This window comes from Cupriavidus sp. 86D6 (genome assembly GCF_057815095.1).
On record NZ_JBYPSB010000003.1, the window covers coordinates 348,221 to 374,405 of the forward strand.

A 26,185-nucleotide genomic window follows, 5' to 3' on the forward strand; every position below is an offset into this window, starting at 1 on the left:
GGGCGGGCCGGTGCCGGGAAAGACCGCGCGGTGTCGGGGCGCGGCCGGAAGGCTTAGTGACCGGCGCTCTGGCCGCCGTCAACGTGCAGGATCTCGCCGGTGATGAACGGAGCGGATTCCAGGAACAGCACGGCTTCGGCGATATCGCGCATTTCGCCCATATGGCCCATCGGGTGAAGCGCGCCAAGGGCTTCATGGGTTTCCGGTGCGTGCATCGGCGACTTGATGATGCCGGGGGACACCGCGTTCACGCGGATGCCTCGGCGCGCGTATTCCACGGCCAGCGACTTGGTGGCGGCGTTGATGCCGCCCTTGGTCAGCGATGCCAGCGCCGACGGCACGCCCTGGATGGCATGGTCGACGAGGCTGGTGGTGATGCTCACCACGTGGCCGCTGCCCTGCTTTTCCATCTGGGCGATGGCCAGTTGCGTGATGTAGAAGAAGCCGGCCAGGTTCACGCCGGTCTTGGTGATGTAGTCCTCGGCCGTATAGCTGGTGAACGGCTTGGCGATGAAGATGCCGGCGTTGTTGACAAGCGCATCGACACGGCCGAACGTCTCGATGGCTTGCGAGACCACCCGGCGGGCGGTGTCGGGATCGGCGATGTCGCCCGGCACGGCCAGGATGTTGGCGTCATCGGGTTGCTGGATGCTGCGTGCCGTCGCCACCACGCGGTAGCCGCGCTGGCGGTAGGCCTTGACCAGCTCGGCGCCGATACCTTGCGAAGCGCCCGTGACGATGGCGACCTTTTGCGTGGCGGGGGTGGTTTGCGTGTTGCTCATGATTTGCCTCATTGATTGGGTTGACCTTGGCATCGCTGCCAATCGAATCGACGTGGTCGATGGCTGGAAATGTAGGTGAGGCAAGCCCGCGATTGAACGGCACCGGCACACAAACAGTTATGCGCGGCGGTAACAAGTAGGGAGCGGAGACCATCGCAATCCCGACACCGAGTGCGAGCGGCACCGGATGTGGCGCATAGCGCGTGGAGCGCGGCGCGCCCGCACTGGCTCAGACGGTGCTGCCGCATTTCCACGGCGCCGCCTCGGCGTGAGCACGGGGGGCGATCAAAGCGCGCAGAGCGCGGCGGCGGTCACCAGGGCCGTGGCGGCCAGGCCCAGCGGTTGCGCGAAACTATTGCCGCCGTGCATCAATGCCGAGGACATCAGCGGGCCAACGATCTGGCCCACGCCATACGCTGCCGTCATCACGGCAAACAGGTTGAACCTGACCTTGTGGGCCAGACGGCGCGCGGCAGGCGCCGCGATGGTAACCGTCCCCATGAAGGTGCCGCCGACCAGTACCGCACTGGCCAGGTAGGCCAGCGCCGTATGGCTCAGTGCGGGCAGCACCACGCCAACGGCCTGCACGCCAAGATTCCATTGCATGGCGCGGCGGGTGCCCAGCCGCGCATGCACGGCATGCCAGAGGAAACAGGACGGTGCCGCGCCCAGGCCGAAGACGGCCCACACGTGGATGGGATCGATCGGCCCCAGCGCGTCGCGCACGAACAGCGGCAGATAGGTGGCGGTGATGATGTAGCCAAAGCCGGCCAGGCCATAGCTGGCAATCAGCGGCGCCGGCCCGAGAGTGCCCTGCGGTGCCGCGGTGACAGATGTGGCGTCGCCGGTGCTGGCCCGCAGGCCCAGCACCCGCCATGCCAGCCCGCTCAGTATCAATGCGCCGATGGCTAGCGCCAGCCATAGCGCCAGGCTGTGCCACTGCGCCAGGTTGCCCATGGCGATCAGTTCGGCGGAAACCACGATGCCGACCCCCACGCCGGAAAACATCAGCGGCGCGCCATCGTGTCGGCCGCGCACATGCAACAGCCACGATGCGGCGCTGACCAGGGCCACTGCGCTGAGCACGCCCGCGACAAGGCGAACGACGATCAGCAGCGGACTGGGCAGCGGCAAGGCCAGCACAGCCAGCGACACTACCGTCCCGCCGAGCGCCACACGCGACCAGAAGCCGGCCTGGGCATGCACGATACGCGCAGCCAGCAGGGCACCCAGAAGGTAGCCGGCGTAATTGGCCGATGCGGCCAGCGACCCCGTCGCCACGCTCATCGTGCCGTCTCGGACCATGAGCGGATACATGCCGGTGAACGCAAAGCGTCCGAAGCCCATCGCCACGGCCAGCGCCAGGGCTGCTGCAATGGCTTCGTACAGCGATTTCCCCGCGGCGGCATCGCGTCGGGTTTGCGGCGAGGCATGGTTGGCGGTCGTGGTGTTCGGCATGATCGGAAGACGCCATCCATTTATTCTCGAAACGAGATGGATGACGATGTAAAAATCTTGATATGGGAATAATAAGGCCAGTCGAACCCCTGGCTTGTTCCGCCATGTATCAAGTGATATTCCGATCACGCAAAAAAGAAGCGGGCCCTATGCGGCGAATTTGTCGACGAGGAAGTCGACTAATGTGCGCACCCGCTGGGACACATGGCGCGCGTGCGGATACAGGAGCACGAAGGGGCGTGTGCTGCCGCCATATTCCTGCAGCACCTGGACGAGCGTGCCGTCACGCAGGTCTTGCTCGACGACAAAGCGATAGGTCTGGAACAGGCCCGCGCCGGCCCGGGCCAGCGTGGCGCCGCCCAGTGCATCCTCGGATGTGGCAATGGCGCCGGTGGTCACCACGTCGATATCCTCGCCGTCCTGGCGGAACGTCCACGGGATGCGTCGACCGCTGCTAGGCCGTTCGAACTGGATGCACTCGTGCGCCAGCAGGTCGTCGAGCGTTTTCGGGGTGCCATGGCGTTTCAGGTAGGCGGGTGTGCCCACCACCACCATTTCCGCATCTTCGAGCTTGCGTGCGATCAGCGTGGAGTCGTCGGGCGCACGGCCGCGCACGGACAGGTCATACGTGTCATCGGCGAAGTCCACATTGCGGTTGCTGATATGGACGTCAATGTCGACCTCGGGATAGCGTTCGCGGAATTCCGGCAGCACCGGCAGCACCCGATAGTGCGCGTACGGGGTGGGCAGGCTGATACGCAGCCGGCCGGCAGGCGTGGCGTGCTGGCCGCTGATCTGCCGCTCGGCATCCACCAGCTGGGCCAGCGCCTGACGGGTTTCCTCGAAGTAGGTGCGGCCTTCGTCCGTCAGCCGGATCTGGCGCGTGGTGCGCACGAACAGCCTGACACCGAGCCGCTCTTCCAGCCTCGACACACTGCGGCTGACCGCCGCCGGGGTCACGCCCGCCGCCACGGCCGCCGCCGTAAAGCTGCTGAGTTCGGCCGCCAGGCAGAACAGTTCGATGCTGCCCAGTTGTAGATCGTCGAATTGGCGCTTCATGGTCCGGTGCGGCGTCGAAGGTGGCAGTACGCAATGATGAGCCACCTGCGGGCGATCGACATCACGGCGGCAGCTTCAATTGCCCGAAGTGTATGCGATGCCACTCATCCGTGTGGCGGCCCGCACCATGCTGCCACGACGCGCCGTCAGTATGGCGCCGCGCTAGTCGCCGGGCGGGGCGCCCGGGATCGTGGCTGGCAATCGGCGCAAAGCCCCGGCAGGGCGAGATCGGCCTTGGCGGGTATCAGCCCGTGTGCCAGAAAGTGCTGGCGTACGGTCTGCTCCAGGGCGGCGTCGAACACTTCGGTCAGGCTGGCGCAGTGGGTGCAATACAAGTGGCGGTGAACCGGCTGGTCGGCCAGTTCGTAAAACGTCACCGACCGGTTTTTCTTGTCCGGTACCACCACGCGCGCCAGCGGCCCCAGATCGGCCAGGTCGTAAATGGCCTTCTTGAACGAGGAAATGGCCTGGCCGTTATTGCGCCTGAACATCGCCGCGCAAAGCTGTTCGGGATTCAGATGGCGCTGTGGCGATGCCAGCAGGATTTCCATCAGCGCAACACGCGCGGCATTGGGCGTGAGACGGTGGGTCTCAAGCAGCTGAATCGACAATGGATGCTTTTCGCCAGGCATTTCCGGAATATCAGGACGCTCGGTTCCGCTGGCCGGCTGCATGGGTGTGCCGGCAGGGTGGCAGAACGACGGGCAGCCTAGCCGACGTTCGTTAGCCGGACATTAATTCGCGGTCGGAGGCAAGCGTGCCGGGTGCCACGCGCGCCAGTTCGGTAGAATGTCGATAATGATTCTTATTTAAAGAAAAACTGAGTTGGACATGGACATACGCCCCCGGATACTGGTCGTCGACGACCACAAGAACATTCGTGATCCGTTGGCAACCTATATGCGTCGTTTCGACTTCGACGTCGAGGCTGTCGGGGACGGCAGGGCCATGCGCCAGCGGCTGGACGAGCGCAGTTTCAACCTGATCGTGCTGGACATCATGCTGCCCGGCGAAAATGGACTGTCGCTGTGCCGCTATGTATCCGAACACGTAGGCACGCCGGTGATCCTGCTGACGGCGGTTACCGAGCAGGCGGACCGTATCGCCGGGCTGGAAATCGGCGCCGACGACTATGTCGTCAAGCCGTTCGATCCGCGCGAACTGGTTGCACGCATCCGCAGCGTGCTGCGGCGCAACCGGGCCCCGATGCCGGCCACCATGCCCGAGCCGTCGGTCCAGCCCGACTGCCGCTTCATCTTCAGCGGCTGGACGTTCGATACCGCCACGCGCGAACTGCGCAATCCCGGCGACGAAGTGGTGCCGCTGAGCACTGCCGAATTCCATCTGTTGCGGGCGTTCGTGGAAAACGCCAATCGCGTGCTGAGCCGCAGCCAGTTGCTGGACCTGACCCAGCGATCCGAAACCGTGGCGTTCGATCGCAGCGTCGACAGCCAGGTGAGCCGCCTGCGCAAGAAGCTGGAACCGGATCCGCGCCGCCCCGGCATGCTCAAGACCGTGCGGGGCGACGGCTATCTGCTGGCCACTCGCGTCACGCTCGAACACTGATGAAGCTGTTTCCGCGAAACCTGTCGGGCCAGCTGGTGGCCCTGTGGCTGCTGGCCATGCTGGCAGCGCATGTGATTGCCGTGCTGGTGCTGTCCTGGTGGCGGGCGGACAACGTCACCATCCACCCGCTGTCCGTCCGCACCATCGAGACCCGTGTGCTTTCCGCTTACCGGGTGGCGGCGCGCGCGGATGACCCCGCCACCTGGCTGGACGACATCAGCCTGCCCGATTCCACATTCGAATTGGCGGCGCGGCCCGTGGCTTTCGCGAACACCATGAACGGGCAGGAGCAGGCATTGGCGCAGCGCCTGCACCGCCTGCTTGGCGTGCCCGAAGGCGCCCCCCTGCATGTGCGGCTGCGCCAGGTGGAACCCGTACCCGGCGCTGCCGCCGAAGACCGCGGCAACTGGCTCGAAAAGGCGTTTCGCGGTACGCAGGCCACGGCGCTCGATGTCGATGTCAGGCTGCCACAGGGCCAGTGGCTGCACAGCCGGCACTGGCCGACGATGCTGCCGGCCCACTGGTCGCGCGTGCTGAGCTTCTCGCTGGTGGTCGGCATGCTGCCGACGGCGCTGATCGCGCTGCTGTTCGGCCGCCGCATCATGGGGCCGCTGCGGCGGCTGACCGAAGCCTCGAAGCGGGTCAGCCGCGGCGAGCAGGTGATCCTGCCCACGCCCGACGGGCTCAGCGGCGTGCGGGAGATCACGAAGGCGTTCAACGACATGCAGCAAAGCCTGGTGCGCTTCGTCAACGGGCGCACGCAGATGATCGCCGCCATCGGGCATGACCTGCGCACGCCGCTGACGTCATTGCGCATCCGCGCCGAGCTGATCGACGACGACGAACTGCGCGACGCCATGGTGCAGACCATCGACGAAATGGGGGTCATGGTCGAAGAAACGCTGCGCTTCGCGCGCGACGAGGCGCTGCATGCGCCCACGCAGGACGTGCAGATCTGCGATCTGGTACGCGAAGTGGTGGACAACCAGACCCTCCAGGGCCGCAGCGTCAGCTGGTCCAGCCAGGTGGACGCAGGGGTGTTCTACCGCTGCCGGCCGGTGCATCTGAAGCGCGCGCTGGGCAATATCATCGACAACGCCGCGCGCCACGGCAATGTCTGCGTGAGGATCGTGGCCGATACCGTGGGCAAGTCGCTGCGCATCGAGATCGAGGACGACGGGCCCGGCATCGACCCCGACCAGCTCGAACGTGTCTTCGAACCGTTCACCCGCCTGGATTCGGCACGCAGCATGGACAGCGGTGGCGTGGGCCTGGGGCTGGCGATTGCCCGCTCGTGCATCCGTGCGCATGGCGGCGAAATCTCGCTGCAGAACCGGCCGGAAGGCGGACTCAGGGCATCGATCGAACTGCCCAACTAACTGGTGCGGCGGAAGACGGCGGTGACCGGTGGCTGTGACGCGATTGCCACAATTCGCCACAATCGAGCAAACCTGCACAACATCAAATAGCAATCATTCTCGTTTTGACGTGATTGCCATGCCTGCCGTACGGCAGGGGCGTTGTGCAACCTCTTTGACGGGGAGTGTTGAAGGTCCAGCCAGGCACGGCAGCACGTCGGGTCCGAAACGCAATCGTGCTGGAGTCTTCCGTGCAGCAAAAGAAAATCCCGAATGCCATCCGCCTGCTGGTCTCAGGCGCTTCCGCGGGCCTGGTCATGGTCCCGTTCGCTGTCCACGCCCAGACGGGGGACAGCGCCGCCACGGCGGGCGGCGGCAACGTGCTGCCGCAGGTAACGGTCATCGGCCGGGGCATCGGCAACGCCAACGACGCGCCGACCGGCATCTCGCGCCTGCCAGAGACGGTCAAGGAAACGCCGAAGACCATCAACGTGGTGCCGCAGGAAGTCATCGAGCAGCAGCACGCCACATCGCTGGAACAAATTCTCAAGAACGTGCCCGGCATCACCATTTCCACGGGCGAGGGCAACGGCGGCCAGAACGGCGACCAGTTCCGCATCCGGGGTTTGTCGGCCAAGGGCGATATCTACGTGGACGGCCTGCGCGACTTTGGCGCGTACAAGCGCGATGCGTTCAACACCGAGAGCGTCGAAGTCATCAAGGGGCCGTCAGGGGAGAGCTTCGGCGTTGGCAACGTGGGCGGGCTGATCAACCAGACCACCAGGAAGGCCAACCTGCACCCCCGTACCAGCATCGACCAGGGCATTGCGTCGGATGCCACGTACCGCACCACGCTGGACAGCAACTTCAAGCTCAACGACGCGTCGGCGCTGCGCATCAACGGGATGTTCCAGAATGGCCGCGTGGCGGACCGCGACCACGTCGATGACGACCGCCGCGGCGTGGCCATCGACTTCGGCACCGGCCTGGGCACCCGTACCGAATGGCACCTGAACTACGCTTACCTGCACCGCAGCGGCGCACCCGACTACGGCGTGTCGGTGGCGCAGGGCGCCGATGGCTTCTACCGGCCGTTGACCGAATACGGCGTGCCGGGTGTGTCGTCGTCCACGTCGTACGTCCGCAATACCGACCGCGACACCACCGACGCCCACATCGTGTCGTCGAACTTCATGACCCGGCTCGACAACGGCATCACGATCAGCAACGACACGCGGTTCAGCTTCTACGAGCGCGATTTCTCGTCCACCAATCCGGCGGCGCTGACTTACGCCAACCTGCAGACGCTGCTGTCGGGCCGCAACCTGGCGCTGCCCTACGCGGCGGGCGGCGGGGTGACATACCTGCAGCGCGGCTGGGGCGTGCAGAACGTGCTCAGTGCCAAGGGCGAGTTCCAGACCGGCAGCCTCCGCCACAAGGCGATGGTGGGCCTGGATACGATCTACCAGCGCGACCACCGCGACCAGGGCTCCTGGACAGGCCGCATGAACAACCAGACCGTGGTCAACCCGGTGTTCTACAACAGCCCCAATGCCACGGTGGCCTATAACGCCACGCGCGACGCCAATGCCACCGATATTGGCGTGTTCATGAGCGACCGCGTGTACCTGAACGACCAGATCTCGCTGCTGGGCAGCCTGCGCTGGGACTACTTCCGCAGTGAGTATTCGACCAGCGCGTCGTCGCTGGGCGGCTCGGCGGACGCGAAGAAGCTGAGCCCGGCCATCAGCGCCATCTGGGAACCGACCAGGGACTACATGTTCTACACGTCGTTCTCGCGCACCTACCGGCCAGTGGGCACCGACATCGCCGTGGCCGTCGGCGGCGTGGCGTCCGAGGTGCCGCAGAATGGCTTCAGCAACGAGCCCGAGCGCGCCGATACCATCGAAGTGGGCGTCAAGCTTGACTTCCTGGACAAGCGCCTGGGCGTGACCGGCGCGCTGTTCCAGACCAAAAAGACCAACGCTTACACGGTAGACCCGGCCACCGGCGACATCACGAACGGCTTTTCCGATTCCGGCGAAGGCCGTCGTATCCGTGGCCTGGAGCTGGGGCTGAGCGGCCGCATCGTCGGCGGCTGGACGGCCAACGTGGCCTATGCCTATCTCGATGGCGAGGTCACGTCGGCCACCACCGCATCCATCGTGGGCAATTCGGCGCCCGGTGTCTCGCGCCACAATGTCACGCTGTGGACGGCCTATGACATTCCCCATACGCTGCTGCCGGTGCCGGGGCAGCTGACCATCGGCGGCGGCCTGCAATACGCCACGGGCTACTGGGCCGATTCGGCGAATACCACGAAGATGCCCGACAACTTCGCGCTGGACGCCATGATCGCGTACAAGCAGGGCAAGTACCGGATCTCCCTGAACGGCTACAACCTGACGAACCACCTGAACTATCAGTCGTCGTTCGGTGCGGTGCGCGCCGTACCCACGTCGCGCCGCACGTTCCTGCTCAACGTCGGCATGACGTTCTGACCCTGCGGCCGTGAGCGCCGCGAGGCCGCTACCATGGCGGTTTCGCGGCCAATTCCGCTGATCCCATTGCATCCCATGCTCGTCCAGATTCCCGATGTCCTGACACCCGAAGAGATCCGCTACTGCCGGCGGCGCCTGGAAGGCGCGGCCTGGGTGGACGGGCGCGTCACGGCCGGCGATCTGGCCGCCCGCGCCAAGCACAACCTGCAGGTGCCGGTGGACAGCCCCGAGGCCCGCGAACTCGGCGAGCTGATCCTGTCGGCCCTGGGCCGCAGCCACACGTACCACTCGGCCGCGCTGCCGCTGCGGGTGTTGCCGCCGATGTTCAATCGCTACGACAGCGCCATGACGTTCGGCACGCACGTCGACAACGCCATCCGCACGGTGCCGGGGACCGGCGGCATGCGCATTCGCGCCGATGTGTCGAGCACACTGTTCCTGTCGGACCCCGACGAGTACGACGGTGGCGAACTGGTCATCAAGGACCTGTACGGCTCGCACACCGTCAAGCTGCCCGCAGGGCATCTGGTGGTCTATCCGGCCTCGTCGCTGCATTCGGTGACGCCGGTCACGCGCGGAGCGCGCTGGGCCTCGTTCTTCTGGGCACAGTCCATGGTCAAGGACGACGGCCAGCGCAGCATGCTGCACGAACTGGACCTGGCGATCATCGACATCCGCCAGCGGCTCGGCGACGACCAGGAAGCCGTGCTGGCCCTGGTGAACCACTACCACAACCTGCTCCGGCGCTGGGCCGAACTCTGATCGGCACCGGCCGACTGGCTCGCGGACACCGCGCCCCGTCCCGCCCCGGGCTGGACGGCGCACTTGTTCCCCGGTGTATCAATTCCTGTTCTGCCGGGTCCGTTTATCGGCACATGGCTGACGCCTATAGTGGTTGCCACGCGAACGGCGCACCGCGCCGATGCAGCAGGAACCCGAGGAAAAAGGAGTCACCATGTCCGTCGAAACAAGACTGGCCGCGCGCGGCCTGACGTTGCCGCCACCCCCGCAGCCGCTGGGCAGCTATACCGCCGTCAGCCGCGCGGGCGATCTGCTGTTCATCTCCGGCCAGTTGCCGCTGCAGGACGGCAAGGTCGTGTGGCAGGGGCAAGTGGGCCGTGACCTGACCGTGGCCGAGGGCAAGCAGGCCGCCCAGTTGGCGGCGCTGAACGTGCTGGCGCAGATCCACGCGCATCTGGGCGGGTTCGAGCGCCTTGACCATATCGTGCGGGTCGAAGGGTTCGTGACCAGCGCCCCGGGCATGCTGGACCAGCCCGCGGTGGTGGACGGCGCCTCGGACCTGTTCGCCGATGTGCTCGGCGACAAGGCTGGCCACGCCCGCGCGGTCTATGCCCAGACTCAGCAGCCGGCCAACGCCGCGGTGATCCTGGTGGTCATCGCGCAGGTCAAGCCCGACCGGGCCGACGACGCCTGATTGCCGCTTCCGTTCGGACAGGGTGGCCCGCCTGTGCGGGGGATAAGTCGTCGATGTCGGCATGGAAGCCCTATCGGCTCACCGACCCGCATACCTGATCGCGCGCGCCGCCGGCACCCAGGCGCCGCTGCCTACCAGCGCTCCATATACGGCCGCAGATCGAGCTCGAATGTCCATGCGTCGCGCGGCTGGGTGTGCAGGTACCAGTAGTTTTCGGCGATATGGTCGGGGTCCAGAATGCCGTCCTGGTCCTTGAGCGCATAGCGTTCCGGGAACGTATCGCGGATAAAGGCGGTGTCGATCGCCCCATCGACCACCACATGGGCCACGTGGATGTTGCGTGGGCCCAGTTCGCGCGCCATGCTCTGGGCCAGCGCGCGCAGCGCGTGCTTGGCACCGGCGAAGGCCGCAAAGTTGGCGGCCCCGCGCAGCGCCGCCGTGGCGCCGGTGAACAGGATGGTCCCGCGTCCGCGCGCCACCATCCGGCGCGCGGCGGCCTGTCCGTTCAGGAAACCGCTGAAGCACGCCATTTCCCAGATCTTGAAGTACTTGCGCGGCGTTTCTTCCAGAATGCTGCTGGGGACATTGGCGCCGATATTGAACACCAGTACCTCGATGGGGCCGTGCTCGGATTCGATCTGCTCGAACAGCTGCGCCACGTCGTCTTCCTTGCGGGCGTCGCTGCTGTAGCCGAATGCCTGGCCGCCGTCGGCGCGGATGCCGTCGACCAGCGGCTGCAGCTTGTCGGCCGTGCGGCGGGTCACGCAGGCGATATAGCCTTCGCGCGCAAAGCGGCGGGCGATGGCACCGCCGGTGGCGTCGCCCGCGCCAATGACCAGGGCAACCTTCGGATGGGACTGGGCGGGCCCGGTAGCTGTTGCAGCGGCTGTAGTGGTCATGCTGTCTCCTGTTGTGCTCGCTAGTGTAGTGGTTGTCGTGCTACCGCGCCGGGCACGCCATGGTGTCAGTGGGCATCGGCGGACGGCGCCTTGGGCGGCATCACCTTGCGCATCAGCGGTACCAGCGGTATCGCCACCACAAAGCACGCCAGGATCACCATGAAGGCATCGGCATACGTCAGCGTATGGGCTTCGCGCATGGTCAGCGCCCAGAGTTGCCGGATGGCGGCGGCGTTGCCGTCGCCCACCTCGTTGCTCAGCGTGGCCAGGCGCGCGGTGGACTGGCCCAGGAATTCGGTCATGGCGTCGTTGCGGATGTTGAGATGCTCGGCCAGCCGCAGGAAGTGCAGGTTGGTGCGGTCGTTCAGGATCGTCGCACAGGCGGCAATGCCAATGGCACCGCCCAGGTTGCGCATCAGGTTGAACAGGCCCGATGCCAGCTTGAGCCGCGCGGGCGGCAGGGCGCCCAGCGTCAGCGTTACCGTGGGTGCCACGGCAAACTGCTGTCCCATGCCGCGCATGGCCTGTGGCAGCAACAGCTCGGCACTGCCCCAGTCATGCGTGATCGGTGCGAAGCTCCACATCGACATCGCGAACAGTGCCAGGCCGAACATCAGCAGCCAGCGCAGGTCCACGCGGTTTGCCAGGAACGCGTAGAGCGGGATCGACATCACCTGGAACAGCCCCGTGGAGAAGATCGCCAGGCCGGTCTGCAGCGCGCTGTAGCCGCGCACCTGACCCAAGAACAGAGGTGTCAGATAGATCGTGGCGAAGATGCCGATCCCCGTGACGAACGAGAAGAAGCAGCCCAGCGCGAAGTTGGGGTCTTTCAGCGCGCGCAGGTCCACCACGGGATTGGCGAACGTCAGGGACCGCCACAGGAAGCCGATGCCGGCGATGCCGGAGATCCAGGCCGTGGTCAGGATGGTCTGGTCGCCAAACCAGTCCCAGCGCGGACCTTCCTCGAGCGTGTATTCCAGGCAGCCCAGGAACAGCGCCAGCATCACGATGCCGGGGTAGTCCGCGCCCTTGAGCAGCGACCAGTCGGGATGATCGATCCTGACCAGCAGCGGCACCACCACCGTGACGAAGATGCCTGGCACCAGGTTGATGAAGAACAGCCAGTGCCAAGAATAGTGATCGGTGATCCAGCCGCCTACCGTCGGCCCCAGCGTGGGCGCCAGCGACGCCAGCCCGCCAATGATGGCGGCGGCCGCCACGCGCTGGCGCCCGGTGAAGAACGCAAACGCCGTGGTGAAGACCATCGGAATCATCGAGCCGCCCAGAAAGCCCTGCGCGGCGCGGAAGGCGATCATGCTCTGGATGTTCCAGGCGATGCCGCACAGCAGGCTGGTCAGCGTAAAGCCGGCGGCCGACGCGGCGAACAGCCAGCGCGTGGACATGACGCGCGACAACCATCCGGACAGCGGAATGACGATGATCTCGGCAATCAGGTAGGCAGTCTGCACCCAGACGGTCTCGTCGGTGCCCGCCGACAAGCCGCCGCCAATGTCGCGCAGCGACGCCGAAACGATCTGGATGTCCAGCAGCGCGATGAACATGCCCACGCACATCGTGCCGAAGGCCAGCACGCGGGTGGCCATCGGCAGGTCGGCCGGCGACGGTAGCGCGGGGGGCGCGGCATGCCCAGAGGCGGCGGGTGCGCTGGCTGGCGCGGCGGGGCTGGTGGAAACGGCTGTATTCATGACTTGCTCGGTGCCTGGTCCGGATGCTGATCCTGGGCTTGCGCAGCCGCCGGCGCCCGCTCTGCATGGGTATCGATCTCGGCCACCACCGACAGGCCGGGGCGCAGCAGGCCGAGTCGCGCGTCGGCATCGTCCAGCACGATGCGCACCGGCACGCGCTGCACGATCTTGGTGAAGTTGCCAGTGGCGTTTTCAGGCGGCAGTACGCTGAACTGGGCGCCCGTAGCGGGCGCCAGGCTTTCCACGCGGCCATGGAACACCTTGCCGGGCATCACGTCGGCCACGATGGTGGCGCGCATGCCAGGCAACATGTGCGCCAGCTGTCCTTCCTTGAAATTGGCATCGATCCACAGGCCCCGCGCGGGCACGATCGACAGCAACTGCCCGCCGCTTTGCGCATAGGCGCCCACGCGCGCACGGCGATTTCCCACCGTGCCGTCCACCGGCGCGCGCAGTTCGGTGTAGCCCAGGTTCAGGCGCGCCAGGTCGCGTTCGGCAATGGCCTGCGCCAGCGCTGCCTCGGCCTGCTGCCGTTGCGTGGCGATGACGTCGAGTTGCCGGCGGGCCGCCTCCACGCTGGCCTTTGCCTTCTGGCCGTTGGCGACCGACTGCTTGAAATCGGCATCGGCCTTCTGGGAACTCTGGATCGATACGGCGGACTTGGCCACCAGGCTTGCGTAGCGCGCCTGATCGTCGCGGGCGCGCACGGTTTCGGCGTCGGTGGCGGCCACGTTGGCGCGGGCTTCGGCGATGACGGCGTCCTGCAGCCGGGCGCGGGCGTCCAGGTTGGCGATCAGGGCCTGCTCCGATGCCACGGCACCTTCGGCCTTGGCCACCGCGGCCCGGTAGTCGCGATTGTCGATGCGCGCCAGCAGGTCGCCCGCGTGCACGGCCTGATTGTCGGTCACCAGCACTTCGGTCAGATACCCAGGCACCTTGGCCGCGATCAGCGTCACGTCGCCGCCCACGTAGGCATCGTCGGTCTCCTGGACGAAGCGGGCGTCGGTCCACCAGTGATAGCCGTAGCCGGCGGCCACCAGCGCAATCAGCGCGCCGCCGGTGCGGATCAGCAAGGCCTTTCTGCCAGGCCGGGCCTTGGTCGGGATGGCATCGGCGGCCGCGCGGTCGGCGCTTGTGGTGCTGCTGGTCATGAAAGGCTCCGTACTGAAAGAGCGCCTGCGACAGGCGCGAGAGTGGGGGTGTCAATGGGATCGGCCAGCGTGGCATCGGCCTGTGCCGTGGCCGAACGTTCGAGGCGCGCCCGCAGGGCCGGGCTGGCCGCCGGGCCGGGGGCAATGTAGTGATGGGTTTCGGTGATGCGCTGGCCGGTGTCGGCGTCGACCAGTGCAAGGCGCACCGGGCGCCCGGTCTGGCGCTCCACCAATTGCACGGTGTCGGCCTGGTCCGCGAAGTGACGCGTGCCCCAGTCCATCAGCATCAGCAGCACAGGCCGGAAGTCGCGGCCGCGCGCGGTCAGCACGTAGTCGTCGCGGGGCGGATGCGCGCTGTAGGGCCGGCGTGCCAGCAGGCCTTCGTCAACAAGCTTGGTCAGGCGCCGCGTCAGCATGTTGGGCGCGATGCCCAGGCGCTTCTGGAAATCGTCGAAACGGGTGGCGCCGTAGAACGCCTCGCGCAGGATCAGGACCGACCACGTGTCGCCAACCCGCTCCACAGCGCGGGCCGTGGGGCAGGCCGATTCCTTGTGTGACTTTCTCTGCATCGCCGTCACCTCCCGAAAAAACATGTTGCTATCAAGATGAAAGTTAGTCTAGGCTAGTAACTAGCATCGTGCAAGTTAATTTGCATGGCAGCCACGGAAAGGAATGCGACATGAAGAAACAGGCACAAGACGGGCAGGTCCGATGGGCAGCGCCGCTGGCGGCATCGGTGGCGGCGGTCTTCGCGTTGGCGGGTTGCGCGGCGGTCGGGCCCGACTATCGCGCCCCGGCGGTGGATACCCCGGCGACGTATCGGCATGCGGCCGATGTGGCACCCGTCAATGACGCGCGCCAGCCGGTGTCGCTGGACACCTGGTGGAACGGATTCAATGACCCGGTGCTGACCACCATCGTCCAGCGCGTGCTGGACCAGAACCTGGACATGGCGGCGTCCGTGGCCCGCGTGGAGCAGGCCCGCGCGGCCGCCAGCTTTGCCGGGGCCGAACTGCTGCCGCAGGGCAGTGCCTATGGCGATGTCGCCAGACAGCGCCAGTCACTCGAAAGCCCGCTGGGCAAGATCGGCAGCAAGTTCCCGGGCTACACGCGCGGGCAGACGCTGTACTCGGTGGGGGCGGCGGCCACATGGGAAATCGATCTGGCCGGCGGACTGCGGCGCGGTGCCGAGGCGGCCAACGCCGAACTGCAGGCGGCCGAGGCGAACCACCTGGGCGTGCGCATCCTGGTGGCGGCGGAGGCCGCCGACGCCTACTTCCGCGTGCGCGCCGCGCAGAGCCGCATCGCCATTGCAGAGCAGCAGGTCACCACCAACCAGCGCCTGCTGGACCTGGTGCGGCTGCGGCTGGCCGATGGCATCGGCGCGGAGCGCGAGCAGGCGCAGGCCGAGGCGCAGCTGGCGCAGACGCGCGTGACCATCCCGCCGCTGCGTATCGAACTGGAAACGCAACTGAACCGGCTCGATGTGCTGATGGGCGCGCAGCCGGGCACCTATGCAGCGGAACTGCGCGATGCCCAGCCCGCGCTGACGGTGCCGCAGGTGGCGCTGGCGCAGGGACCGGCCAATCTGCTGCAGCGCCGGCCCGATGTGATCGCTGCCGAGCGCCGGCTGGCGGCATCGAATGCGCGCATCGGTGTGGCCACGGCCGAGTACTACCCGAAGGTGTCGCTGTCGGCGCTGCTCGGGTTCGAGAGCCTGTCCGCCAGCAAGCTGTTCACGGCGCAGGCGTTCCAGCCAGCCGCCACGGCCGGGCTGCGCTGGCGCCTGTTCGATTTCGGGCGTGTCGATGCCGAAGTGGCCGGCGCAAGGGGTGCCTATGCCGAGGCGCTGGCCAACTATCGCCAGGCGATGCTGCAGGCCACGGCCGATGTCGAGAACGCGCTGGTGTCGCTTACCCAGCTTGACGCGCAGCGGCTGGAGCTGGACAAGGAAGTGGCCGCCCATGAGCGCGCCCGCAATGCGTCCGAGGATGCCTACAAGGGGGGCGCGGTCAGCCTGTTCGAGGTGCTGGACGAAGACCGCCAGTTGCTGGCCGCCCGCGACCAGCAGGCCAAGGTGCGGGCCGACAACGCGCGCGCGGCCGTGTCGGCGTTCCGGGCGCTGGGCGGCGGGTGGTCCTGAATCGCGAGGGACTCATGTCTGAGGGGCGCGGCGCCGCGGACGGACCCGCGGCGGCCGGCGTCACGACGCGCCGTCCTTGTCGGTGTGTCGCTTCGACGGTGCGGTCAGCGACGCCCACACCTGCCGGAACGTGGCGCGCAACGTGCCGCCCGCATCGGTATCGCCGTGCAGCATGGCCGAGATGTAGGAGCGCGCCTGTTTGGCCGAGATATGCGGCGGCAGCGGCGGGACGTCCGGGTCGGTCACCATTTCGAGCACGGTCGGCACGTTCGCGGCCAGCGCGCGGTCCAGCGCGGGGCCGATCGCCTCGGGCTTGTCCACGCGGATGCCTTGCAGGCCCAGCATCTGCGCAAAGGCCGCGTAGCCGAAAACGGGCAAGTCCTGCGACACGGCGAATTTTGGATCGCCTTCCATCACGCGCTGTTCCCAGGTCACCTGGTTCAGGTCGCCGTTGTTCAGCACGATGATGGTCAGCGAGCCGCCGGTCCACCGCTTCCAGTCCCGCGACACGGTGATGAGCGCGCTGATGCCGTTCATCTGCATGGCGCCATCGCCCACCATGGCAATCACCGCGCGGTCCGGATGCGCGTAGCGTGCCGCGATGGCGTATGGCACGGCCGGGCCCATGGTGGCCAGCCCGCCGCTCAGCGACGCCATCATGCCGCGCCGGATCTTCAGGTCGCGGGCATACCAGTTGGCCGCCGATCCGGAATCGCAGGTCAGGATGCAGTTGTCGGGCAATCGCCGGGACAGCTCCATGAACACGCGTTGCGGATTGATCGGATTGGCTTCGGCCGCGGCGCGCTGTTCCAGCACCTGCCACCACTCGGCCACGTTTTTCTCGACTTCCTGCTGCCATTCGAGCGGCTTCTGCTCCAGCATCGGCAGCAGCGCGCGCAGCGTGGCGGCGCTGTCGCCTTCGAGGCAGATTTCCATCGGATAGCGAAGGTTCAGCATGCGGCCATCGATATCGATCTGCACGCCGCGCGCCTTGCCCTCGGCCGGCAGGAATTCCGAATAGGGAAACGCGGAGCCCACCATCAGCAACGTATCGCAGCCATTCATCAGCTCCCAGCTGGGCTTGGTGCCCAGCAGGCCGATGGCGCCGGTGACAAAGGGCAGGTCGTCCGGCACGGCGGCCTTGCCCAGCAGTGCCTTGGCCACACCGGCGCCCAGCCGGCGCGCCACCTCGATGACTTCATCGGTCGCGTGCAATGCGCCCGCACCCACCAGCATCGCGACCTTGCTGCCCGCGTTCAGCACGTCGGCCGCGCGGCGCAGATCCGCCTCTTGCGGTGCCTGGGCCCGCGCCGTGTAGCCGATGCCCGTGTGCACCGTGCCGTGTTCGCGCGGCGGCGCCGGTACGGCAGGCAGGTTCTGTACGTCATTGGGAATGATGATGCAGGTCACGGTGCGGCGTTCGACGGCGATGCGCACGGCGCGATCCACCAGGTGCCGTATCTGCGCCGGGTCCACGGCCATGGCCACGAAGTCGCGCGCGACGTCCTTCATCAGCGTGGTCAGATCCACTTCCTGCTGGTAGTCACCGCCCAGCGCGGCGCGCTTTTGCTGGCCCACGATGGCCACCACCGGCTGGTGGTCCATCCGCGCGTCGTACAGGCCATTGAGCAGGTGAATTGCGCCGGGCCCCGACGTCGCCAGGCACACGCCCGGCTCGCCGGTGAACTTGGCATGGGCGCAAGCCATGAATGCGGCCAGCTCCTCATGGCGCGCCTGGATGAACTCGGGGTCGTTGTCCGCGCGGCCAAAGGCGCCCATCAGGCCGTTGATACCGTCTCCGGGATAGCCGAATACCCGCCGGACGCCCCATTCCCGCAGGCGCTTGAGTACAAAGTCCGAAACCGTCATCGACATCGCTAGCTCCATGAATGTTGCATCGCCATGCATCACGCGTGCCGATGGCCCCGCCCCCCGGCCAAGCGCCGCGAAAGGCCAGCGCGGCGGCCGCTGTCGCGTAGAAAATGCGCGCGCCGGTAAGGATTGCACGCCGGCCCGGGCGCAGCGCAGCTAACGCCCGGCTGGCGCGGCCGGCGTCTGCCACCCGGCAGGCAGGTAGGGACGGCTGGTGTAGTCGCCGTACGTCAGGACGAACAGTATCGTCAGGATCGCCAGCGGCAGCGCTGCTGCGAGCCGCAGCACCGTCGCCGCGCGTATCAGGTGCATGAAGGTGCAGGCAATCAGCAGGGCCTTGAGGGCCGCGATCGCGAGGTTGATGGATGCGTTCCAGGGGCCCAGGTCAAGAAAGGCGGTGCCCACGGTGATGGCCAGCAGCAGCACCAGTAGCAGCCATATGCCGACCAGGCGCCGGGTTCCGGCCGTCATGTCGCGCTCCTGCCTGGCAGATAGAGGATGGGAAACAGGAACAGCCAGATCACGTCGACAAAGTGCCAGTACAGGCCGACGATCTCCAGGCGTGTCAGGTTGGCCGATGCATGGCGCCCGGCGCGAATCGCCATGGCGAAGCCCAGCACCAGCGCGATCCCGACGCAGAGATGCACGGCGTGCAGCCCTGTCATCGCGTAGTAAAGCAGCCGGAACATCTGCCCGGCGTGGCCGCCCGTACCGGCTGCGTTGCCGGGGACAAAGCCCGAGGCGATGTCCTTCGCATACTCGACACCCTTGATGACCAGGAAGGTTGCGCCCAGTGCCGCAACGGCCCAGAGCAGGCGCACGGCGCCCCGCCGGTTGCCGCCCTCTGCCGCCGTGACGGCCAGCGCCATGCACAGGCTGCTGGTCATCAGCACGGCGGTGTTGGCCGTGCCCAGCCAGAGGTCGGTGTGGCGCGCGGCCAGCGTCAGACCGGCGGTGTCGGTGAAGCGGACGAAGTCGTACCCGACGAACAGCGGGCCGAAGAACATCAGCTCGGTGCCGAGGAAGATCCAGATGCCCAGGCGCGCGGCAATGCGCTGCTGGCCGCCGCTGTCGAACGGAAACGGGGGCGTGCTCATTGCGGCGACTCCTGCCCCGTGACGGGATCGTAAGCATAGGCGTCGCGCCTGACCCGTGGCGGCCGGGCAAAGTTGTGCGTGGGCGGCGGTGAGGGGGTCTGCCATTCCAGGCCCGTGGCGTGCCACGGATTCGCCGGCGCGCGCCCGGCCCGGAACAGCGAATGCACCAGGTACACCAACGGCATCAGGTAGCCGATGGCCAGGATCGATCCGCCCGCCGACGACAGGATGTTCAGGACCTGGAATTCCGGCGGATAGGCGTAATAGCGGCGCGGCATGCCTTCGAAGCCCAGCAGGAACTGCGGGAAGAACGTCAGGTTGAAGCCCACGAAGATCACCACGGCCGCGATGCGGGCCCACGTTTCGGGGTAGAGACGGCCGGTGATCTTGGGCCACCAGAAATGCACCCCGCCCAGATAGGCCATGACCGCGCCGCCCACCATGATGTAGTGGAAGTGGGCGATGACGAAGTAGGTGTCGGTCAGGTGCACGTCGAGCGCCAGCGCGGCCAACACGAGCCCGGTGAGGCCGCCGATGGTGAACAGCCCGACAAAGCCCAGCGCGTACAGCATCGGTGCCGTCAGGCGGATGCGGCCCTTGTAGAGCGTGGCGGTCCAGTTGAACACCTTGATGGCCGACGGCACGGCCACCAGAAAGCTAAGCAGCGAAAACGTCAAGCTGGCCCGGTACGACTGCCCGCTGACGAACATGTGGTGGCCCCAGACCAGAAAGCCCAGGCTGGCGATGCCAACAATGGCCCACGCCATGGCGCGATAGCCGAAGACGGGCCGGCGCGCAAAGCACGGGATGATCTCGCTGGCCACGCCCATCGCCGGCAGGATCATGATGTACACGGCCGGGTGCGAATAGAACCAGAACAGGTGCTGGAACAGCAGCGGATCGCCGCCCAGGGCCGGGTCGAAGATGCCGATATGCACCAGGCGTTCCAGCGCCACCAGACACAGCGTCATGGCCAGAACCGGCGTGGCCAGCACGAGGATCAGGCTGGTGCCGTAGCTGGCCCAGACGAACAGCGGCAGGCGCATCCAGGTCATGCCGGGCGCGCGCAGCGTGTGCGTGGTGACGATGATGTTCAGGCCGGTGAGGATCGACGAGAAGCCGGTGACGAACACCCCGGCCAGCGTCAGCACCACGTGGCTGTTGGAGAACATCGTCGAGAAGGGCGTGTAGAACGTCCAGCCCGTATCGACGCCGCCCGCGACCATCGCGCCCAGCGTCAGCGTGCCGCCGGCCACGTACAGGTACCAGCTGGCCAGGTTCAGCCTGGGAAACGCCATGTCGCGCGCGCCGATCATCAGCGGCACCAGGAAGTTGCCCAGCACCGATGGAATCGACGGGATCAGGAACAGCCAGACCATGATCACGCCGTGCGCGGTGAACAGCCGGTTGTAGGTGTCGGCGGCCATCAGGTCGCCCTGTGGCGTGGCCAGTTCCAGCCGGATCAACGTGGCCGCGGCGCCACCGACGAAGAAGAACAGCGTGATCGCCACCATGTACAGCCACGCGATGCGCTTGTGGTCGGTCGATCCCAGCCAGGAACCGAGCGTGGTGCCTTCGCTCAGGTAGCTGGGCTTGCTGGCCTCGTTGGTGAGGTTGGTGTGACTAGTGACGTTGGTGTGTTCAGCGGTCTCGGGTGGCATGGGGGGCTCCCGTCGTGGTGCCGGTGGCGCGCAGATAGGCGATGATCGCCAGGATGTCTCCCTCGTTCACCTGACCCTGGTAGGTGGGCATGATCGGCGCATAGCCGGCGGCGACGTCCTTGCGCGGGTCCAGCATCGCGTCGCGTACGTAGGCGGCGTCGGCGGTGACGGTGCGGCCGTCCTGCAGCGTCACTGTCCGGCCAATCAGCCCGTCCAGCGGCGGCGCGTGAACCGTGCTGCCCGCGTCGTGGCAGGCGGCACACCCGAGCCGCTGAAACAGTGCGCGGCCGCGGGCGGCGGTAGTCTCGGGGCTGGTGCCGGCATCCAGCCATTGGGCAAACGCGGCAGGCGGCATCACGACGATGCGGCCCTGCATGGCGGCGTGGTCGGTGCCGCAGTATTCGGCGCAGAACAGCCGGTATTCGCCGGCCCGGGTGGCCGTGAAGCGCAGCGTCGTGTAGCGGCCGGGCACCACGTCCTGCTTGATGCGGAATGCCGGGACGTAGAAGCTGTGGATCACGTCCTGCGAGGTCATCGTCAGTTCCACGGCCTGACCCAGCGGCACGTGCAGCTCGTTGATCTCGCGCTTGCCGTTGGCGTGTTCGAGCTTCCACATCCATTGTCGCGCCACCACGGTAACGGGCACCGCGCCGGCGGTTTCGCGGGCCAGCAGCGTGTAGTCAAACGCGCCCCAGGCGAAGATGCCCAGGAAGATCAGCAGTGGCGTGACCGCCCAGGCAATCTCCAGCGACGTGCTGGACAGCGGCGGCTGGTGGCGGTCGGCCTGGCGGCGCTCGCGATAGCGGATCACGAACCCGGCCATCACGCACAGCACGGCCAGCGCCACCGCGCAGAGCAGCGCGGTGAGCGACAGCATCAGGGTGTCGTAGCGGCCGGCCGCCAGCGAAGCGCTGTCCGGCAGCAGCTGGAAGGCGCCGTTCATGATGGACGCCTTCGCCACCGGCCGGTCCGCCATAGCCAGCCGATGCCCAGCGCGGCGAACGCAGACAGGAAGAGGATCCGGATGCCATCGAGGATCGTCATCGTGTAACGGCCGGTCTGCGGATCGAAATGAACGCACCGCATCAGCAGCTGCTGTGCCGGGGAGCCGACCCGGCCGGCCGCCGCTTGCTCGATCGCAGTGCGCAACGCCGCCGCATCGAACCTCACGCCATTGAAGGCCCGGGCGATCCGGCCATCGGGCGTCAACACGACCAGGCCGGCCGGATGGGCGATCTGGTCTGCATCGGGCAATGGGGACGCCCGCATGCCGATGGACCGCATCAGGGCGGCGACGGCGCCGGCATCGCCTGTCAGCATGTGCAGATCGCCGCCCGTGGCGGCCAGCAAGGCGGCATAGTGCGGCTTCTTTGCGGCCGCCACCGCCACGGTTTCGCGGCTGTCGATGCTGACGGCGGCCACGCGCCAGGCATCGCGCGGCAGGTGCGCCTGGGCCAGGGATTCCAGCACGCCGTCCATCACGGTGCTGCACAGGTTGGGGCAGCGGTAGTAGCCGGGCACCAGCACCAGCTGTTGGTCGCCCGACAGGTCCTGCAGCGTCACGGGATGCCCATCGTCGTCGCGGAAGACCAGGTCCGCAGGCAACTGCCGGCCGGGGATCGGCGCGAACGCCATGTCGGGTGGCGCTGGCAGGGCCAGCGGGGCCGCTTGCGCGGTCAGCGCCAGCCATGCGACCAGCACGACGGCAGTATCGCGGGCGGTCATGGCGCGGGCTCCTTGCGGTCGTCGGCCATCAGCGCCATGGCGCGTGCCACAGGGATGCGGGCAATGCCAGAACGCTTGTCCACCCACGCCCAGCCGTTGAGGACGCCCAGTTTTTCGGCCTCGTAACGCGCACGTTCGGGCTGAGGCGCGCTGTCCGACAGCGGCAATGCGGCCGGTGCAGAGGCGGCGGGGGCCGCCGGTGCCGCCACGCCCAGAGACCCGGAAGCGTTGAGCCGGCGCCCATAGTGCCAGCCGATGGTGGTTGCCAGCGCGACGACGACCACAAGCGCGGCCGCGCCGAGCGCCACGGCGCGCAGGCTGACGTTGCGGGCCTGGCGCGCGCGGCTCATGTGTGGCCTCCCGTGGAAGGCAGCACCAGCCAGCAGGCTTCCACTGCATGCATGACGAGCGCCATGGCGGCCACCGTCGCCAGCATCGGCGGCGAGCGTTTCACGCGCCGCGACAGCAGGGCCAGCATCGGCAGCGCAAAGTGGCCCAGCGCCAGCCCCCACGCCAACAGCGGCCAGACGCCCGTCCGGCGCACCAGATACCAGCTGATCTCGTGCGGCAGGTCTTCCGACCAGATGATCAGGTACTGCGTAAAGGCCAGATAGGCCCAGGTGATGACGGCGGCCATCAGCAGGTTGCCGAGGTCCAGCAGCACCGGCGGCGGGGCGCCGCGCCGCGCAGCCAGCCATGTGCCGAGCGCCAGGCCGGCGCACGCCTGGCCCGTGGCCAGCAGCAGGCCAAATACGCTGGAGTACCAGAGTGGCATCAGCGACATGATCCAGTCGACCGCCGCCACGCTGACCGTGAGCCCGTAGACGATCAGCGCCGCCGCCGCAAACCGGGGAGAGCGCGCGTGGCGCCCGGACTGGCTCATCGTGGCAAGGACGACCCAGACGACCAGCACTGCCACACCGCGCACGACAAAGCCGGTTCGGCTCAGCCATAGCGACTTGAATGCGGCACTGTGCGCGGGTATGTCGGGCGCCCAGCGTTGCGCGCCGCGTGCGGCATCGGCGGCCCAGGGGTAGAGTGAACCGGCGCCGGCCAGGATCGGTACGAACAGCAGTGCCAGCAGCCAGGTATGGCGCGCCATGCCCAGCAACGGCGCGCGCAGTGGTTCGCCCCACGCGCCGCCGGTCAAGTTGTGGATCCAGACAATGGCCAGGCCACCCATCACCACGCCGATACCGCACCACCAGGCGGTCAGGTACAGGGCCAGCAGCGAGGCGGCGGCGTGCGTGCTCATGGCTGGCCTCCGCCCGGCGTGCTGGCGTCGAGCTGCCGCAGGTCGTCCGCCGTCAGGCGCGCGGCGGGGGCATGCTGGCCAAGCTGCAGGGCGCGCAGATAGCCCACGACGGCCCAGCGGTCCGGCGGCGGCAACTGTGCGGCATAGGCGGCCATCTGCCCGCTGCCGTGGGTGATCACGTCGTACAGCAGCCTATCGGGCGCGGCGCGCAACGCGTCGGTGTGGAACGACGGCGGACGTGGAAAGCCGCGCCGTACCACCATGCCGTCGCCGTCGCCGGTGGGACTGTGGCAGGGCATGCAGTAGATCTCGTAGCGGGACTGACCGCGTTGAAGCTGCTGCAGCGTCAGGGGCGGGCGCGATGCGGTGGCGGCCTCGTCGTGGCTTCGGCCACTGGAGGTGGCGGCGAACGGGCCGCCAGGCGCGGGCACCGTATTGTCGGGCAGTGGGCGGGCGGAGGTACCGTCGCCGAATCGGTCGCTGCGCGCATACGGCTTGTACTTCGGCTGGTCATACATGTCCTGGCGTGCGCGCTCGCACCCGGTCACCAGCGCCAGCGTGCAGGACGCGCACAGCAGCCAGAGGCAGCGCAGCAGCACGGAGTTCATGCCGGCACCTCCGTCACATCGGTCACCTGAAGGGCCTGGGTGGCGGCCAGCATGCGCCGGGCGGCGTCGGCTTGCCCGGCGCCGGACCGCACGCACAGGAAGAACCGATGCCGCGTCGCCTGCTCGAAGTCGGCGGCATCGAACAGCGGGTGCCGCAGGCGCGGCAGCCGGTTGGCGATCAGCATGCCGAACACCGTGGCCAGTGCCGCGCCCAGGATCGTGAGGGAAAACGTCACCGGCACGAACATCTGCCAGCTTCCGGCGGGCCGTCCGCCAACGTTGATGGGATAGTCGATCACGGCCGCGTACCACTGCAGCAGGAAACCGCCCGTGCCGCCAGCCAGCCCGCCAAGCAGGGCCAGCAGCGGCATGCGGTCAGTGTCCATGCCGATGGCGTCGGCCAGGCCTTCCACGGGATATGGCGTGAACGCTTCGAGATCGGTAAATCCGGCGGCGCGAGCATGGCGGGCCGCGGCCAGCAAGGTGTCGCCGGTGCGGTATTCGGCCAGTACGCCATAGGGACTCATGGCTGCCCCTTCGCGCTGGCGTGCACGAGTTCGCGCATCTCGGCGATGGAAATCACCGGCAGGCAGCGGATAAACACCAGGAACAGCCACGCGAACATGGCGATGGAGCCAGCCAGCATGATCCAGTCCCATACGGTGGGGTAGAACATGCCCCACGACGAGGGCAGGAAGTCGCGATGCAGGCTGGATACGACGATCAGGAACCGCTCCATCCACATGCCCGTATTGATGACCAGGCTCAGCGCGAACAGCGCCAGCGGGCTGTGCCGCACGCGTCGCCACCACAGGCACTGCGGCGCCACCACATTGCAGGCCATCATGGCCCAGTACACGCCGGCGTAGGGGCCGCCCCAGCGATTGCGCACCACGAAGATCTCGTAGGGATCGCCGCTGTAGAAGGCGGTGAAGATCTCGCTGGCGTACCCGTAGGCGACGATCACGCTCATCGTCAGCATGATCTTTGCCGCGTTGGCCAGGTGGCGGCCGGTGATGAAGTCCTGCAGGCCGTAGGCGTGCCGCAGCGGAATGGCGATGGTGAGCACCATGGCGAAGCCTGAGAACAGCGCGCCGGCCACGAAGTACGGCGGAAAGATGGTGGAGTGGTAGCCCGGGGTGTTGCCGATCGCGAAATCGAGCGACACGATCGAGTGCACGGCGATCACCAGTGGCGTAGCCAGCCCCGCCAGCAGCTTGTAGGCGCTTTCGTAGCGCGCCCAGTGCCGCGCGTCGCCGCGCCAGCCCAGCGACAGCAGCCCATAGGTCTGCGCCACCCGGCGGCGCCCGCGCAGGCACGCGCGGTCCCGCAGCGTGGCCAGGTCCGGGATCAGCCCGACATACCAGAACAGCAGCGACACGATCAGGTAGGTGCCGATGGCGAACAGGTCCCACACCAGCGGGCTGCGCCATTGCGGCCAGACGTTCATCACGTTGGGGTAGGGCACCAGCCAGTAGAAGAACCACGGGCGCCCCAGGTGCAGGATCGGGAACAGGCCGGCGATGGCAGCGGCGAACAGGGTCATGGCTTCCGCAAACCGGTTCACCGACGTGCGCCATTGCTGCCTGAGCAGCAGCAGGAACGCCGAGATGAAGGTGCCGGCATGCCCAATCCCGATCCACCAGACGAAGTTGCCGATGGCGAAGCCCCACGCCACCGGTATATCGACGCCCCAGATGCCAACGCCCCGGGCGAACAGCCAGGCGGTGCCGCCCATGAAGACGAGCATGCCGGCAAATGTCAGCAGGAAGGCCCCGAGCCAGGGCAGTTGCACTGGCCGTTCCAGTACCAGCCCGGCGATCTTGTCGGACACGCTGGCGTAGCCCCAGCCCTGCCGCAGCACGCCGATGTCCTTGGAAACGGGGGGCGTATCCGGTGGGTCGGCCAT

25 protein-coding genes are annotated in these 26,185 nt (G+C 67.2%); 6 read left to right on the forward strand and 19 right to left on the reverse strand.

Annotated elements, in window-relative coordinates; all coding sequences use genetic code 11:
• Positions 1-53: 53 nt before the first annotated feature.
• The 4 genes from AC3G88_RS10505 to AC3G88_RS10520 all read right to left on the reverse strand — a co-directional run bounded on the left by AC3G88_RS10505 (position 54) and on the right by AC3G88_RS10520 (position 3,910).
• Positions 54-782: an SDR family NAD(P)-dependent oxidoreductase gene (locus AC3G88_RS10505; RefSeq protein ID WP_153948598.1), complete on the reverse strand. Its 729-nt coding sequence runs from the start codon at positions 780-782 to the stop codon at positions 54-56.
• 285 nt (positions 783-1,067) lie between these two features.
• Positions 1,068-2,240 (reverse strand): YbfB/YjiJ family MFS transporter, encoded by a 1,173-nt coding sequence (locus AC3G88_RS10510; RefSeq protein WP_488893383.1) that lies wholly within the window; start codon positions 2,238-2,240, stop codon positions 1,068-1,070.
• A gap of 147 nt (positions 2,241-2,387) precedes the next feature.
• Positions 2,388-3,299, reverse strand: coding sequence for a substrate binding domain-containing protein (locus AC3G88_RS10515; RefSeq protein WP_488772565.1), 912 nt, complete (start codon positions 3,297-3,299; stop codon positions 2,388-2,390).
• A gap of 146 nt (positions 3,300-3,445) precedes the next feature.
• Positions 3,446-3,910: a Fur family transcriptional regulator gene (locus AC3G88_RS10520; RefSeq protein WP_488772564.1), complete on the reverse strand. Its 465-nt coding sequence runs from the start codon at positions 3,908-3,910 to the stop codon at positions 3,446-3,448.
• A 220-nt stretch (positions 3,911-4,130) separates the two neighbouring features.
• Between AC3G88_RS10520 and AC3G88_RS10525 the strand changes: the two genes are divergently transcribed.
• The 5 genes from AC3G88_RS10525 (at position 4,131) to AC3G88_RS10545 (ending at position 10,159) form a co-directional block, all read left to right on the forward strand.
• Positions 4,131-4,865 carry a response regulator gene (locus tag AC3G88_RS10525; RefSeq protein ID WP_488772563.1) on the forward strand — a complete coding sequence of 245 codons (735 nt, stop codon included), beginning with the start codon at positions 4,131-4,133 and terminating at the stop codon, positions 4,863-4,865.
• On the forward strand, positions 4,865-6,244 hold the full coding sequence (locus AC3G88_RS10530; protein WP_488772562.1) for an ATP-binding protein: 1,380 nt from the start codon (positions 4,865-4,867) through the stop codon (positions 6,242-6,244). The genes AC3G88_RS10525 and AC3G88_RS10530 overlap by 1 nt, the downstream gene beginning before the upstream one ends.
• A gap of 230 nt (positions 6,245-6,474) precedes the next feature.
• Positions 6,475-8,724: a TonB-dependent receptor gene (locus AC3G88_RS10535; RefSeq protein ID WP_488893384.1), complete on the forward strand. Its 2,250-nt coding sequence runs from the start codon at positions 6,475-6,477 to the stop codon at positions 8,722-8,724.
• 75 nt (positions 8,725-8,799) lie between these two features.
• A complete protein-coding gene (locus AC3G88_RS10540) occupies positions 8,800-9,486 on the forward strand; it encodes a Fe2+-dependent dioxygenase (RefSeq protein WP_488772559.1) in 687 nt (228 codons plus the stop codon).
• 193 nt (positions 9,487-9,679) lie between these two features.
• Positions 9,680-10,159, forward strand: a complete 480-nt coding sequence (locus tag AC3G88_RS10545) for a RidA family protein (RefSeq protein WP_488772558.1) — start codon at positions 9,680-9,682, stop codon at positions 10,157-10,159.
• Between the two features lie 131 nt (positions 10,160-10,290).
• On the opposite strand, the gene AC3G88_RS10550 is transcribed toward AC3G88_RS10545, so the two are convergent.
• The 4 genes from AC3G88_RS10550 to AC3G88_RS10565 all read right to left on the reverse strand — a co-directional run bounded on the left by AC3G88_RS10550 (position 10,291) and on the right by AC3G88_RS10565 (position 14,484).
• Positions 10,291-11,058 carry an SDR family oxidoreductase gene (locus AC3G88_RS10550; protein ID WP_488772557.1) on the reverse strand — a complete coding sequence of 256 codons (768 nt, stop codon included), beginning with the start codon at positions 11,056-11,058 and terminating at the stop codon, positions 10,291-10,293.
• A gap of 65 nt (positions 11,059-11,123) precedes the next feature.
• Positions 11,124-12,662 carry a DHA2 family efflux MFS transporter permease subunit gene (locus AC3G88_RS10555; RefSeq protein WP_488772829.1) on the reverse strand — a complete coding sequence of 513 codons (1,539 nt, stop codon included), beginning with the start codon at positions 12,660-12,662 and terminating at the stop codon, positions 11,124-11,126.
• Positions 12,663-12,760: 98 nt separating this feature from the next.
• On the reverse strand, positions 12,761-13,915 hold the full coding sequence (locus AC3G88_RS10560) for an HlyD family secretion protein (RefSeq protein ID WP_488772556.1): 1,155 nt from the start codon (positions 13,913-13,915) through the stop codon (positions 12,761-12,763).
• Positions 13,912-14,484 (reverse strand): winged helix-turn-helix transcriptional regulator, encoded by a 573-nt coding sequence (locus AC3G88_RS10565; protein WP_488772555.1) that lies wholly within the window; start codon positions 14,482-14,484, stop codon positions 13,912-13,914. The genes AC3G88_RS10560 and AC3G88_RS10565 overlap by 4 nt, the downstream gene beginning before the upstream one ends.
• A gap of 110 nt (positions 14,485-14,594) precedes the next feature.
• Between AC3G88_RS10565 and AC3G88_RS10570 the strand changes: the two genes are divergently transcribed.
• Positions 14,595-16,058 (forward strand): efflux transporter outer membrane subunit, encoded by a 1,464-nt coding sequence (locus AC3G88_RS10570; protein ID WP_488772554.1) that lies wholly within the window; start codon positions 14,595-14,597, stop codon positions 16,056-16,058.
• Between the two features lie 60 nt (positions 16,059-16,118).
• Here the strand turns inward: AC3G88_RS10570 and AC3G88_RS10575 are convergent, their stop codons facing one another.
• The 11 genes from AC3G88_RS10575 to nrfD all read right to left on the reverse strand — a co-directional run bounded on the left by AC3G88_RS10575 (position 16,119) and on the right by nrfD (position 26,185).
• Positions 16,119-17,933: a thiamine pyrophosphate-requiring protein gene (locus AC3G88_RS10575; protein ID WP_488893385.1), complete on the reverse strand. Its 1,815-nt coding sequence runs from the start codon at positions 17,931-17,933 to the stop codon at positions 16,119-16,121.
• 153 nt (positions 17,934-18,086) lie between these two features.
• Positions 18,087-18,401 (reverse strand): cytochrome C oxidase subunit IV family protein, encoded by a 315-nt coding sequence (locus tag AC3G88_RS10580; protein ID WP_488772552.1) that lies wholly within the window; start codon positions 18,399-18,401, stop codon positions 18,087-18,089.
• Positions 18,398-19,027, reverse strand: a complete 630-nt coding sequence (locus AC3G88_RS10585) for a cytochrome c oxidase subunit 3 family protein (protein ID WP_488772551.1) — start codon at positions 19,025-19,027, stop codon at positions 18,398-18,400. The genes AC3G88_RS10580 and AC3G88_RS10585 overlap by 4 nt, the downstream gene beginning before the upstream one ends.
• On the reverse strand, positions 19,024-20,688 hold the full coding sequence (gene ctaD / locus AC3G88_RS10590) for a cytochrome c oxidase subunit I (RefSeq protein WP_488772550.1): 1,665 nt from the start codon (positions 20,686-20,688) through the stop codon (positions 19,024-19,026). Before ctaD ends, AC3G88_RS10585 begins: the two co-directional genes overlap by 4 nt.
• Positions 20,669-21,631 carry a cytochrome c oxidase subunit II gene (gene coxB / locus AC3G88_RS10595; protein WP_488772549.1) on the reverse strand — a complete coding sequence of 321 codons (963 nt, stop codon included), beginning with the start codon at positions 21,629-21,631 and terminating at the stop codon, positions 20,669-20,671. The genes ctaD and coxB overlap by 20 nt, the downstream gene beginning before the upstream one ends.
• Complete coding sequence (locus tag AC3G88_RS10600) at positions 21,628-22,413, reverse strand: SCO family protein (RefSeq protein WP_488772548.1); 786 nt, start codon at positions 22,411-22,413, stop codon at positions 21,628-21,630. Before AC3G88_RS10600 ends, coxB begins: the two co-directional genes overlap by 4 nt.
• Positions 22,410-22,763, reverse strand: a complete 354-nt coding sequence (locus tag AC3G88_RS10605; RefSeq protein WP_488893386.1) for a hypothetical protein — start codon at positions 22,761-22,763, stop codon at positions 22,410-22,412. The genes AC3G88_RS10600 and AC3G88_RS10605 overlap by 4 nt, the downstream gene beginning before the upstream one ends.
• Positions 22,760-23,668: a hypothetical protein gene (locus AC3G88_RS10610; RefSeq protein WP_488772546.1), complete on the reverse strand. Its 909-nt coding sequence runs from the start codon at positions 23,666-23,668 to the stop codon at positions 22,760-22,762. The genes AC3G88_RS10605 and AC3G88_RS10610 overlap by 4 nt, the downstream gene beginning before the upstream one ends.
• On the reverse strand, positions 23,665-24,276 hold the full coding sequence (locus tag AC3G88_RS10615; protein ID WP_488772545.1) for a c-type cytochrome: 612 nt from the start codon (positions 24,274-24,276) through the stop codon (positions 23,665-23,667). Before AC3G88_RS10615 ends, AC3G88_RS10610 begins: the two co-directional genes overlap by 4 nt.
• Complete coding sequence (locus AC3G88_RS10620; RefSeq protein ID WP_488772544.1) at positions 24,273-24,803, reverse strand: DUF3341 domain-containing protein; 531 nt, start codon at positions 24,801-24,803, stop codon at positions 24,273-24,275. The genes AC3G88_RS10615 and AC3G88_RS10620 overlap by 4 nt, the downstream gene beginning before the upstream one ends.
• On the reverse strand, positions 24,800-26,185 hold the full coding sequence (nrfD, locus tag AC3G88_RS10625; RefSeq protein WP_488772543.1) for an NrfD/PsrC family molybdoenzyme membrane anchor subunit: 1,386 nt from the start codon (positions 26,183-26,185) through the stop codon (positions 24,800-24,802). The genes AC3G88_RS10620 and nrfD overlap by 4 nt, the downstream gene beginning before the upstream one ends.